10 protein-coding genes are annotated in these 13,591 nt (G+C 43.7%); 1 reads left to right on the forward strand and 9 read right to left on the reverse strand.

The window, feature by feature from the left end; genetic code table 11:
* Positions 1-154: 154 nt before the first annotated feature.
* Positions 155-3,463, reverse strand: a complete 3,309-nt coding sequence (locus tag ACU1JV_RS19725; RefSeq protein WP_413987061.1) for a pectinesterase family protein — start codon at positions 3,461-3,463, stop codon at positions 155-157.
* 186 nt (positions 3,464-3,649) lie between these two features.
* Here ACU1JV_RS19725 and ACU1JV_RS19730 point away from each other — a divergent pair, with 186 nt between their 5' ends.
* Positions 3,650-4,489, forward strand: a complete 840-nt coding sequence (locus ACU1JV_RS19730) for a helix-turn-helix transcriptional regulator (RefSeq protein ID WP_413987062.1) — start codon at positions 3,650-3,652, stop codon at positions 4,487-4,489.
* A 227-nt stretch (positions 4,490-4,716) separates the two neighbouring features.
* On the opposite strand, the gene ACU1JV_RS19735 is transcribed toward ACU1JV_RS19730, so the two are convergent.
* The 8 genes from ACU1JV_RS19735 to ACU1JV_RS19770 form a co-directional block, all read right to left on the reverse strand.
* Positions 4,717-5,754: a threonine aldolase family protein gene (locus ACU1JV_RS19735; RefSeq protein WP_413987063.1), complete on the reverse strand. Its 1,038-nt coding sequence runs from the start codon at positions 5,752-5,754 to the stop codon at positions 4,717-4,719.
* Entirely contained in the window at positions 5,741-6,202 is a 462-nt protein-coding gene (locus ACU1JV_RS19740) for a MarR family winged helix-turn-helix transcriptional regulator (protein ID WP_013373204.1), read from the reverse strand. Before ACU1JV_RS19740 ends, ACU1JV_RS19735 begins: the two co-directional genes overlap by 14 nt.
* 153 nt (positions 6,203-6,355) lie before the next feature.
* Entirely contained in the window at positions 6,356-9,466 is a 3,111-nt protein-coding gene (locus ACU1JV_RS19745) for an efflux RND transporter permease subunit (RefSeq protein ID WP_434954161.1), read from the reverse strand.
* Complete coding sequence (locus tag ACU1JV_RS19750) at positions 9,463-10,884, reverse strand: efflux RND transporter periplasmic adaptor subunit (protein WP_413987065.1); 1,422 nt, start codon at positions 10,882-10,884, stop codon at positions 9,463-9,465. Before ACU1JV_RS19750 ends, ACU1JV_RS19745 begins: the two co-directional genes overlap by 4 nt.
* Before the next feature lie 173 nt (positions 10,885-11,057).
* On the reverse strand, positions 11,058-11,708 hold the full coding sequence (locus tag ACU1JV_RS19755; RefSeq protein WP_025674660.1) for a response regulator: 651 nt from the start codon (positions 11,706-11,708) through the stop codon (positions 11,058-11,060).
* Positions 11,705-12,949 (reverse strand): sensor histidine kinase, encoded by a 1,245-nt coding sequence (locus ACU1JV_RS19760; RefSeq protein ID WP_413987066.1) that lies wholly within the window; start codon positions 12,947-12,949, stop codon positions 11,705-11,707. The genes ACU1JV_RS19755 and ACU1JV_RS19760 overlap by 4 nt, the downstream gene beginning before the upstream one ends.
* Positions 12,950-13,199: 250 nt before the next feature.
* The gene (locus ACU1JV_RS19765) at positions 13,200-13,370 is read right to left on the reverse strand and encodes a hypothetical protein (protein WP_013373210.1); all 171 of its coding nucleotides are present in this window, start codon (positions 13,368-13,370) and stop codon (positions 13,200-13,202) included.
* An 18-nt stretch (positions 13,371-13,388) separates the two neighbouring features.
* Positions 13,389-13,583 carry an H-type small acid-soluble spore protein gene (locus ACU1JV_RS19770; protein ID WP_413987067.1) on the reverse strand — a complete coding sequence of 65 codons (195 nt, stop codon included), beginning with the start codon at positions 13,581-13,583 and terminating at the stop codon, positions 13,389-13,391.
* Positions 13,584-13,591 lie beyond the last annotated feature (8 nt).

The raw sequence follows: 13,591 nt of genomic DNA on the forward strand, positions 1-13,591 counted from the left end.
ATCTCATATTCAATATATAAAATATTTACCATAATAACAAATGGTTTCAATTTTAGATTATGTATGTACCACATCCAAGTTTGCTCACAAACACGCACATAAGCGGAGGAAACGCTTAAAGCGTATCCCCCCGCTTATCTATTGAACATCAAATTTATAGACGCCAATTCCAATGATCTGTCCCGCTCAGAACAGCTTCAACAGTGTACTGGTCTGCTTCGTCAGCTGTAAGCTGTTTGGCCCAAGGTACACGCCCGCTACTTCCTGCACCTGGTCCAAAGTTGTCGAACTCTCCAAATCTTGCGGTCTGCTCATTGGATTCCTTACCCCAATTGTTCCAACCACCCGGCTTGATATGGTCATCCATATAGGTCTTCAAAAAAGTAACATGAGCGTAAGGACGCCATGGTCGCCCAAGATCCACCTTGCCTGTCAAGCCAGCTTCGGTTGTCAGACGACACTGAGTAAATACAAAACCTGGCTGGTTCTCTTCTGTTGAAGCTGCGGTTACGTATCCGGCACGCAGGCTGTGTATGATCGAATTATCAAACACAGCAGGTGCATTGCCAAATATAAAATCCACACTGCCACTGATGTAGCTGTCCTTAAAATACTGTCTGCCACGGTTTACGAGCAAAGTATCCTGTAGGCCGGTAATTTTGACATTATGATACTTGCCACGATCACCTTCGGCATATAACGCTACAGCCTGCACCTGCCCGGTCCCTTCTGTGTTGGCGACCGTCACATTTTCCATCACAAAGTCAGGACTTTGCACACGCATGGTATAGCTGTTGCTCGTTCCTAATTCTTTCCCGTCCACTATGGTCTTGGCTGTATCATCAAAAGCAATGATCGTTTTGTCCCGATCTTCTCCGATAATGCTCAGATTTTTTTTGGAGGAATTCACCTTTATTTTTTCACGGTAGGTACCGTTTTTGAGATGGATAATAGTCCTTGTGTTGCTGTTGTCAGGGACTGCATCAATAGCTGCCTGGAGAGATGTATAGTCAGCAGGGCCATAGGTCGATACAACCACACTAGTGGGAGAGGTTCCTCCTGAGTCTGTTAGCTTGCGGACCTTAACATTGCTGAATTCCGACGTATTGTAATTCCATACATCGTTTTGTTGTTTGGATGCATCGGTAGCTAGCCCGAACAGTAAGGGTTGATTCTCTGGAAAGTCCACGACTGCTTCACCCACTTTATCCCAATTTGTTAGACCATCGGCGGATATCCATCCGGTCAGCTTTTGCCCTTGTCTCACCAGACGAACCGAATATGGCGTTGTAATAAATGTTTCCATTGACGCGCGCTTGGTTTTACCATCTGTTTGATCACGACTAATAAGAGTCCCCTGTTTACCATATTTAACAAATGATAAAGACATAAAGGCCATTTTTGATCCAGGCTTCAGTGATTCACGAATCATTACACCTGCTTCGGCATTATCATCCACAGGAGTAATCTTCTCCACACGGGCTGTAATTTCACCATCCCCCTCCCATTTCTGATAAGCATAATGGAAAAGATCAGCCTGACCGTCAATGTCCCCCGCTGATTTTAGTCGTATGCTGCTGCCGTTTGCATCTTCTTTTAATACCTGAGTATGCCCTTTGATATAGCCATCGTTGCCCTCAGAGCCAACCTCTTCGCTGAGCCAGCTTCCCGTTGGTACAGTCGTGTTGACGTGGATAGTGACAGGATTGGAAAATGCAGCAGTTCCCTTGCGGTCTGTCACCCGTGCAATAATGTAATGGGTGCCGTCCGTCACATGATTCCAGCTGATTTGATAAGGCGCATCCTCTACTTTTCCAGCAAGTTTGCCGTCAATGATAAATTCAACGTGGGCAATGCCATCTTGGTCCTTGGCCGTTGCAGTTATGGTCGCATCACGTCCGGCTTCCAAAATATCGTTATGCTTCAGCGAACGTCCGCCTTCATCCGACACCTGAACGACGGCCTCCGGATTATCTACCCCACTTCCATTGGACAGCTTCTCAATGAGATCATTTAAATAGACTTCCAGATTCGTATAGCCCTTGGCAAAATGAGCATACTCGCCTGTGCCGGCAAGCTCCTGACCGTTGCGGTCGTCTGCATTTTTGGGGTCCAGCCCATGGGCGCGTTCCCATTCATCCGGCATACCATCATGATCACTGTCAGTAAGCTCCGTGTTGGTTACGCTATAATCATCGTAAATCCATCCTACCTCACGCGGAGAATTGATAAACGCACCCGTTCCATTCTTCACATCATTCATAATGCGGGCGTCCACCGCATCTCTTCTTGGCAGCGTGGCTCCTGAACCGGCAAGCACCTCAGTGTATGCGGTCTGTGCATCTGTCGCTTGATATGGACCATACGCATCCGGTGAAATCCCGTTGTCGTATTCCCCTCTGACTTCAATCGGCTCTGCCAAACGAGTGGAAGGATCAATAATCGATCCAATGGATGTTCCAAGCTGCCAGTTGTCCTTAGTAACCGATTCGTTGCCGTACATGTAGTTGCCACCAATAAACATGCGTGTTTTATATTTTTTACTACCCACGTCTACAAAGATTTGACCGCGAACATCCTTATATGTGTTGGGGCCATACTTATAATAGTTATTCAGCACATTATACGATCCTTCACCACCACCGTATGAAGAGAAAAATCCCCAGTTATAAATGACATTATTGGTCATTTCCACAGCGTCGATTTGTTTTTTATCGGTTGGGAAACGCGGGTTGCGGCTTGCATTGTGTGCCAACAAGTTATGATGATAGGTGGAATTTCGACCACCCCATATGCCGCCATAGCCGTGGCGACCTTTTTGGTGCGTGGTCATTAGCATACTTTCGGACGCAATGGACCATTGTACCGTCGTATTTACGTTATCGTACAGACTCAGTACCTCATCCACAGACCAGCTAAAGGAGCAGTGATCAATCATAATGTTTTTATGATATCTGGATCCTAATGCGTCATCCTCACTGGGGTAACGGTCGGTTAATCGAAAACGCAGGTAACGGAGAATGACGTTATCTGCATCAATCCCTGTCGTGTAATCGCTTACAGTTATACCATCGCCAGGAGCTGTCTGACCTGCAACCGTCAGGTTGTTGCCCAGGATTTTAAGTGGCTCCTTAAGATGAATGGTTCCGCCCACCCGGAATACGACCGTCCGATTATCCGAGCTGACCGCTGCACGAAGAGATCCGGGGATCACCTTCTCACCTTTGCCGTAATCCTCCAGCGTGGTAACTTCGTAGACTTCACCTCCGCGTCCACCGGTAACATATTTACCGCCACCTTCAGCCCCCGGAAACGCCGGAATATTCGTCGCTATTTTTTCTACTTTTGCCATCTCTGTCCCTACCGCAGTCTCTGCTTGAATCAGTGGTGGGCACAAAGTCAACAACAATGAACCCACAACCACATTACATAGCACCTTTCTCCATGTACGCTGCTTGCTCATATTCTGTTTCCTCCCTAAGATTTTCTTTCACACCAGCGCATATTTTTATAAAAGAATGATCCGAGACGTTCAGAAGTGTTTTCACCTCCTTTCATCAATCTTTTCTGCTTTTACCGTGGGCAGGTGTCATATATACTAGGATATATGAATGCGCTTACTTATCTTAATTTGCAAAGGAAGAAGCACATGAATGAAATGAAGGAAGACAAATATGTCATCGGAGAACAACAATTCTCCATTCATCACATCTACCGTACCGGCTTCACAGTTATGCCCAGACCTCATGTTCATGAGAACTATGAGCTGTATTTTTTGCTGCAGGGCGAACGCATCTACTTTATGAACGGCAAGGTATACACCGCTCGCAAGGGCGATCTGATATTCATCCTCCCTCATGACTTACACTCTACCGCCAGCACGCAATTGGAGGAAACAGAACGCATTTTGATTCATTTTTCTCCGACGTTTCTCCCACCGCAGGATCGTGACATTCTGGATCTACCGCCGTATCAGCAATCCGCGTTGCTTCGCTTACCGGCTAGAGAACAAGTCGAAGTTGAACGACTGTTCCTGCAAATGAATAGCGAATGTAGGAACAAGCAGCCTCTGCATGAGCGTTGTGTACAGCATTTGCTGCTGGAAATGCTTATCCTGGTGCACCGATCGGAAGCGGCCGAGCGTAGTGAACTTATTTCATCTCATCCCATGCATCAGAAAATCACAGAAATTTCATCTTTTATTCAGGATCATTTCAATGAGCCGTTAACTCTCGAACAAGTGGCCGCCTGCTTTTTTATTAGTCCAGCCTACCTAAGCCGCATCTTTCTAAAATTGACTGGCTTTCATTTCAGCGAATACATCCGCGTCGTGAGGGTTAGGGCGGCTCAAACCAGACTGCGAACCACCAAAGACAAAATCCAGAGCATTGCGGAGGATGTCGGCTTCGGTCATGCCTCCCATTTTAATAAAATCTTTAAAAAAATAACCGGGCTCTCCCCTCTTCAATACCGTAAACAGGTTCGATAGGTATTCAGTGTAAATAATTAGGCGCTAATTTTATACATTCGCTCTTGTCTTGTTTTTCCATTTTTATATCTGCTTGCTCTTTCATGGAACTAAAGACGAGCCGCCTGGATTAGGTAATTTACACGACAAAAAAGCCATACTTCGCTGCAATGTGTGCAACGAGGTATGGCCTATTCCATCATTCATTTTACCTCTTCAAGATGATACTCATCGTTTATCCGTGACCTCTATTGTAATGCTTTGATATTCTGAAGCAGCATTTCAATATTTTCTTTCTTTGTGGCCCAACTGGTGCAAAATCGAACAGCAGTATGTGTATCATCAACCTTTTCCCAAAAGGAGTAAGTATATTTTTCGCTCAATGCCTGTAATATGCGATCTGATATAATTGGAAACTGCTGATTGGTTGTAGAATGATACAGGAAAGAAAACCCTTGCTCGGATAATCCTTTTTGCAGCAACATGGCCATATCTATGGCGTGTTTGGAAATCTCAAAGTATAAACCGTCCTCAAACAGCGTTTCAAACTGAATGCCCAGCATTCTGCCCTTAGCCAGCAGTCCTCCTTTTTGCTTGATCATATATCTAAAGTCTTTTTTCAAAGCATCATTTAGGATAACGACGGCTTCTCCCATCATTGCTCCAATTTTAGTGCCGCCAATATAAAACACATCGCACAGCTTTGCTATATCTGCTAATGATACATCGCTATCCTCTGCAACCAAACCATAGCCTAAGCGGGCTCCATCTATAAACAGCGGTAAACCATATTCACGACAGACTTTACTTAACACTTCCAGCTCCGATCGGCTATAGATCGTTCCATTCTCGGTCGGTTGAGAAATATAAACCATCCCGGGTTGTACACAGTGCTCAGGAGCAGAATCACTCCAGTGAGCGTCGTATAGTTCCTTTACCTGCTCACCCCGGATTTTCCCATCCTCGCTTGGCAATGTCAGTACTTTATGTCCAATAGCCTCAATTGCTCCGGTCTCATGCACAGCAATATGTCCAGAAGTTGCCGCAATCACACCTTGATGCGGACGCAAAATCGAAGAAATGACCGTTGTATTGGTCTGTGTACCTCCAACCAAAAAGTGTACATCCGCATTTTCGGAGTCACACGCCTTTTTAATATAAGCTCTGGCTTTTTCACAATGATCATCCATACCATAGCCTGGCGTTTGTTCCTCATTCGTTTCCAGTAGTCGCTGTAATATACGTTCATGGGCACCTTCGGTATAGTCGCATTCAAATCGTATCATTCTGTATCCTCTCCGAAATATCCAATTTCTTCTGAATTAACAACATAGAAGCATGTAATTCTTCAATCTCTATTTCTGAAAGTCCTTGAACTAATCTTAGAATTTGCTCATCAGACCTTTCATTCAATTGGTTGTAGAACGTTTTTCCTTTAGGTGTCAGACGAATTAGATTTGTTCTATTATCCACCGTTGAATTTTCCTTAACAAGAAAGCCCTCTTTGCAAAATTTAGCAATGATCCTGCTCATATAGCTGCGATCAATTTTAAGAGATTCGACCAGCGTATTCGCAATACATGGCTCGATCAACCCGATCTCTATAATGACACGTGCCTCGGTAAAGGAATATCCGCTATCCAGCACATGTCTATCTAAAACACCAAGTAAATTCGTATAGAACCGATTAAAACGCCTCATATCCGCTATGATATTAGCATCTATATTGACCATAACTCCCCCTATTTAGTGGACTTTTGCAACAATTATAGTACTGATATTTGTTGACTATGTCAACAAATAAAAAGATCGTACATGAAGACCTTCGCCTCATGTACGATCCGTATTCTAAAAGAAATATTGAAGTATATTGTTTTCTGTATTTACCTACAAGGTCAATGAGCTATCGGTGTTTATAGACTTTTCCTGCTTCTGCTTCCGCTTCAGCTTCAGATGAGCTACGACCATATACAGCGTCGGAACGACAAACAAGGTTAAAATGGTCGAAAAGATCAGGCCAAAGATAATGGTCGTTGCCAACGGTTTGAAGAGAATTTCTCCTATGGTGGCGATAGGGATCATCCCCACAATCGCAGTTAGCGAAGTAAGCAAGATCGGACGGAAACGGGCAGAACATGCCATAAGGATCGCGTCTGTCAGTTCAGCTCCTTCACGCCGCGCATCTTCAATAAACTCTATCAATACAATACCGTTGCGCACAACGATACCAGCCAGTGAAATGATCCCCATAATACTCATGAATCCAATTGGCATGCCTGAAATAAAGCTTCCAAGAATTCCGCCTGCCGCTGCCAGATACACAGTGGTCATAATAATGAGCGGTGTGGTGATGGAGTAAAACTGCATGGTGATCAAGAGCAGGATGAGAAAAACAACGATAATGGCTAATTTGCCTAAATCTTTAAAAATATCAGACTGCGCGGATGTTTCTCCTCCCATCGCCCAAATGTAGCCTGGTTCAAACTGTGTATTCGTTAGTTTGCTACGAATGTCATTAGTAAGTTCTGTAGCCGTACGCCCATTCGCATTGGCTGAGATCGTTACCGTCCGTTCCAAATCATAGCGGTGGATTTGCTGAATGGAAAAGCCCGGTTTCATCGTGACTAACTGGGATAATGGAATTTGCTCTTTTGCCGCATTGGTTACGCTTAATTGTTGGAACAATACTTCAGGATCATCGTTTGGTTTATTCATGTATATATTGATATCCAGCAATTCCTTACCTGTATCAAAATCCGTAACATTGACCCCATCCCCCATTAACAGCAGAGTTCGTGTCAAATTAGAATAGGTAACCCGATATTTATCCAACGCTTGTGGATTGACTTGGAAATTCAGATTATAGCTTTGCATCCCCATATTATCGGTCACGTCTATTGCTCCGGGGGTGCCTGCAACTATTTCTTTGACTTTAGCTGTCATGTTTTGCAGTTTATCAATATCTTCTCCCTTCACTCGGATAGACACCGCACTGCCGACCGGGATACCTAATTGAGGAACCCGAATGCTGATCAATGCAGATGGATATTTTGCTTGCAGCGTATGAGTCCAGCTATCCACTGTTTTTTGGAGATCGAATAGCCCCTCTTTTCCAACGACAGCAAGTTGACCGTTGACCGCTCCCCCGGAGCCGTGACCGCCTGCAACATCGCTATACATCTGAGGCGCTCCTCCACCTGCCGTTGCCGACAGCCGTTCTGTTTCTGGTTGTTTTTTGACCCACATGCCAATATCGTTAATAACCCGATTGGTTGCCTGCAACGACGTTCCTTCTGGCATCGTTACGCTGATGGTGGCATCTGCTTGATCGGATTCTGGGAATAGTTGAATGGGAACAACCGCAAGTAGTCCATAAGCGGCTGTACCAATCATAAGACCAACCAGCGCTGTTAAAAGTGGACGCCGTAGTATTCTTGGCATCCAGTTTTTAGAGTACACATTGGATAGAGACTGGATTTGATGCCCCAGAAGCCCAGGTGGCTTAACGGTTTGGTTCCTCTCTTTTCCTTTACGACGTTGATCATACCATTGGCGGAAAATAGGAATAATCGTTAGTGACATAATCATGGAAGCCAGCATGGTTAACGAAATAACGGTAGGGATCGGTTTAATAAAGTCTCCGATATTACCCGGCAGGAATAACAGCGGGGCAAATGCTGCAACCGTAGCTAGCGTAGCTGTAACGATCGATAAGGATACCTCTTTGGTTCCTTTAATGGCTGCCTCCGTAGCATTTTCCCCAAATTCAGAGCGTCGGCGTTCAATGTTGTCATTGACCACGACCGCATCATCAACCAATATCCCTAGCACGATGATGAGTCCGATGACTGATATTTGATTCAGCGTAGTTCCTGTCATAGGCAAGAAAATAAAGCCGATGGCGATGGAAACAGGAATGGCCAACGCTACAAATGCAGAAGTTAGCAAATTCAAACCTAAAGTACATATCACAATGACCGATAAAATAGCAATAATCATCTCTTTGGTCAGGTTTCCAAATATATCACTCACTCGATCATTTTGTGCAAAAAGCAGTTCAAAATGTACATTCTTCGGCAAACTGCTCGCAAGCTGATTGATTTTAGCTGTTGTTGCTTTGGATACCGTCGGCACATCCGTTCCTATATCCCCGCTTACACTGATCGAAATAGCAGGCTTGGTATTCACATACGTATAACTAGCTGCTTTTTTAAAAACAAGCGAGGCAGTACCTATATCCTTCAAAGATATCGGAAATCCATCGTCATTGCTTGAAATCTGGACGTTATTCAGAATCGATGGGTCCGTTGAGGCATTTACCGTCAGCTGATAAGTACGCTCATTGAAATCCATACTTCCTGTAGGTACTCTATCATTCTCATCCTTGATCGCTTGGACAACCTGCTCCCAGGAGAGGTTATATTGTTGCATCTTTTGCGTGTCTAAACTAACTCGTACCTCTTGCTCGGGTACTCCTTGAATATTGACCTGCGAAATACCAGGGACTGTTTTTAATTGATCTTTCCATTTGTTCATTAATTCATTTAATGAGTACAAATCCTCAACCTTATCAGAAGTAATCGCATATGAACCAATGAAAGAGCTAGTCATGCTATCATTGATCATAGGCTGCATCGCATCCTCTGGAAGCTCAGATTGTGCATCCTGCACCTTTGTACGAAGATCAGCCCATACTTTGGTCGGGTCCGCATCATTCAAAGCTTCTATGATGATACTGGATTGGCCTTTCGATGAAGTAGAGGAAATCGTTTTGACACCTTGTACTGCTTTAATTTTCTGTTCCATGATCTTAGTAATGGTTTGCTCGATTCTTTCAGGTGAGGCACCCGGATAGATCGTTGTAACACTAGCTGTCATAGGAATAACATCAGGCTGCTCCTGTTTGGGTAATGATGTAAAATTGAAGAGCCCTAGCAGTATGCACATGCCAAAGAAAATAAGCGTAATTTTCTGCTTTTTAACAATATATTTAATCATTCGGACGACTCCTCCGCTTTCCCAAGCACATCATTCCCAATTAAATCGCCATTAAATAAGGTTCCTGCTCCTTGTGTAACGATTTGATCGCCTGCCTGTAGTCCGGAGAGAACTTCGAATTGATTATTCGTCACTTTTCCCACTTTAATCGTGGTTTTAACAGCCTTACCATTCACAGCTTTAAATATATAAGGGTCACTTCCATTGCTAATCACGGCTTCCACAGGCACTAACAGTGCTTCCGCTTGATTCACACTTTTAGATGCGCTGATGACTTGACCAGGTTTCCAATTCAGTTCAGGATTAGGAATGCTAACTTCCACATTAATACTGCCCGTTTTGGTATTCGTGGATGGATAGATTTGAGTAACAGTCCCTGTTCTAATTTCATCATAGAGAGAAATATTTACTTTTTGGTTTTTCTTCCATGATAAGATTTCGCTGTCCGGTACGGGCAGAAGTACTTTTAAGGTCTTGATATTCCCGACAATGAATGCCTCACTTCCACTGGAGCCCAGTTGACCATCGGCTACTTTTTTTTCAATGACTACGCCAGCGATCGGGGAGGTTAAAGTAGCTTTTTTAAGTGACAAGGATGACTGTTCATAAGCAGCCAATGCATCCTCGTAGGTAGCCTGCGCCTGAGCTTTACTGGCTAGCCCTTGCTGTTTCGTAGCCATAGCGGTCTCCAGCCCTGCTCTGGCCTGCTCTACACCAGCTGAAGCCTGGGCACGTTGTTCCTGTGAGGCTCCCGCAAGCAAGAGAGACAACTGCTCTTGTGCGTCACTTAAACTTTTTTGTGCATTCGTTAATTCCAGCTGTGCATTCTCATTTTCCGACAATGATGCTGCACCTGCCTGGAACAGACTTTGCGTCCGTGCGGCATCCGCTTTTTTCTTATTGTAAGCATTGGTGGCCGCAGTAACCGCATTTTGTGACTGTGCAATTTCCTGCTTTTTGGCGCCATTGTTCAATTCCTGCAATTTCGATTGGGCCGCATCGACCTGGGATTGTGAACTATGAATACCCGCCTGTGCCGATTGAACAGAAGCCTCCGCTTGGCTAAGACCAGCTTTTGCCTTTTCCATGGTGGCCTTGGCCCGATCCAGCTGCAGCTGGTAGGCAGATGTATCTAACTTCGCAAGGACGCTCCCTTTTTCTACGGAATCCCCTACCTCGACCATAGTGTTCAATATACGTCCATCCGCTTCAAAGGAAACACTAGCTTCATTACTTGCCTGCAATGTTCCCGCCAGATTAAAATCATTGGCCAAAGGTTTCATTACAAGCTTCTCTACTTTTACCGGATGACTTGCTTGTGTTACAGAGTTCTCCGTTGCACTGGAGCAACCGGAAGCTACTATAGCTAATGCAATCCCCGTAATCATGATCCTGATTCCTTTTTTCTTCAACTTCATGTCATCCTCCCTGATTCTCTCTTCTAAAGGTGCTATCAGCAACCCGTGGGTCATGTAAACTTTTTTCATTTCTTTTTTCATGTTATAACAATGAACACACAAAAAAATCGTACAAAGGGGCAAGCACCTTATGTACGACTGGGCAATGAAAAACATCTTTTCAGTTAACATCTCTAAAGCTGTAAAATCCCACGTTCCAACGAAACAGCAACGGCTTCAGATCTGGAATCAACACCAAGCTTATTATAAATATTCGTTAAATGCGCTTTGACGGTACGCTCGGAAATCCCCATATCAAATGCTATTTCCTTGCTTTTAAAACCGTGTGCAACAGACTTTAATATATGCCTTTCCTTATCCGTAAGAACTAAGCTGCTCTCGCGGGATTCTAGCTTGGCTTCTTTCTTATTCGTTGCAGCGAACACCCTTGCTGTTATTTCTGGCTGAAGCAACGTTTCACCCCTTAGCGCTGACTCAATCGTGCGAAACAGGTTTTCCCGGCTGGTATCTTTTAATAAATATCCTTTTGCCCCCAAAGAAAGTCCCTTAATCATTAAATCATCTTCGTTATAGGTAGTCAGGATAATGACAGGCGTTTCATTTTGTTTTTCTCTGAGGGCTTTCATTGTTTCCAAACCACTCATTTGTGGCATATATAAATCTAGCAATATGACATCCGGTTGAAGCTCCTCGATCAGTTTAAGAGCAGTTGCACCTTCTCCGGCCTCACCAATAACTTCATAGCTGTCATTGGTCTCCAACACCAGCTTTAACCCTTCTCTAACGACCCAATGATCGTCGACGATTAAAATCTTGTATTTCATGATAGGTCTCCTTTAGTAAGAGGCGCCTCTATTTTTATAGCTGTACCTGCTTGCAATATACTGTTGATATTTATGTTTCCACCCAGCATCCGTACACGTTCATGTATCCCTATTATTCCGTAATGTCCTGTTTGCTTGGCAATAATATTCGTATCAAATCCTTTTCCATCATCACGAATCTCAATTTTAATCTTGCCTTCGTTATCTAAGATATTAATCCATACGGTATTCGCATGTGAATGCTTCGCTACATTGGTTAAACATTCGCTTATAATAAACAGTCCATGCTCGAACAGCAGTCTGGGGACTGAAGCTTTAATTTTGATATTGCGTATGACACGAATGCTCGTAGCCATTGTAAATCGCTGTATTTCTTCCTCCACTGCTTCTGCAAAATCAACTTCCGAGATCGTTTTCGAACGCAGATTGTCTATGGCTCGCCTTGAATCAGACAATGTCCTCCGTACTTGTGACATCGATTGTTGGACAATCTCTTGGGCTCTTTGCGTACTTCCTTTGCTCAGATGAGCGTCAATGGCTTCCAGCTGCATGATTAGCCCAGCAAGCCCTTGAGCCAGCGTATCATGCAGATCACGGGCCATGCGTTGTCGTTCATTGGCAATTGTAAGTTCTTCCACCTTTTGATGTGCGATTTCAAGCTCTTTCAGAACATTTTGTGTGCGGATTCGTGCCTTGACTTGTTTGAGAAAAAGAACCGCATAAGCTACTATAACAACGGCAATTAGAAAAAATAGCGGGATGAACAGCACAAATTGCCTGCCGTCATTGTGAGAGACCACAGCCACACAAAAAAGAACGTAGGAGATCAAAAATACAAGAATGACCTTCAGCGGCTTATAATAAATACCTATACTCTGACCCACCAAAACGGGCATTAAACCCACTAGTACTATGGAGAAACTTTCAGGTAGAAGAAATGCACTTGCAAAGATCAAGCCCCCTTGTATCACAAAATAAGCCCATGAAAAATATTTTGCCACTCTATGAGCATGCAGGTACAAAAGGATGTACAATATGATAATTATAGTGAATAAAGAACTTTGCAGCAGATTTAAACCACCGAACAAATGTTGAAGAATGACAGACTCACTATAAATTATAAAAACCCATATGATCGTTAATATTTTTGAAATATCCTTGTTCTCAACTTCACCTTCACTTTTACTTTCACTTGTTTCCGGATTTAGATTTTGAACCTGAACATTAGATGCATCGTTCATAATTCCCTCCTACAATTCTGAATTTCAGCTTTTCAACTTATTAAGATATGCCGCTATGACGGCCTGGTCTATTTCGTTTGAACAAAAATCATTTATATATCATTTTACAAAAAAACGAAAGGAAAAAAACGTACACATGGGCAGTTTCACTTGTACGTTTGGGCATTGAGTACTTTTTGTTCGATACTATCCATTATGGCGTCATATAAAAAGCACGCAGCAGGTTATCCTGTGCGCGCTTGACCACTCTCTATTCTTCTTCCAACTCATCTGGTACATCATATTTATTGATATGTGAAGTCATTGCTGCAACAGCTTCGCTGGCATCCGTGGTGGCCGGTACTTCTCTGACCACATCATCCGTCTGATCCCGAAAATTCAAACGATCTGCCTCGATCTCTTTCTGTTGATTCGGTTTCATTTTTCATGTCGCTCCTTTTTATTCAAGGGTCTGATCTCGTTCTGTTAACGCGTACAAAGGCACTTCCCGTTCCTCTTCCGGGTTGTTCAGCGCATAGATTCGTGCCGTCTTACGCTGTTCATTCACATGCTGAATATAAATGGGTAGCCCATCGCACAACACATTCGCCATAATGGAAGAGGACGCTATTTCTTGTGCTCTTTGAACATTCATTTAGAAAA

This window comes from Paenibacillus sp. T2-29, from assembly GCF_052921365.1.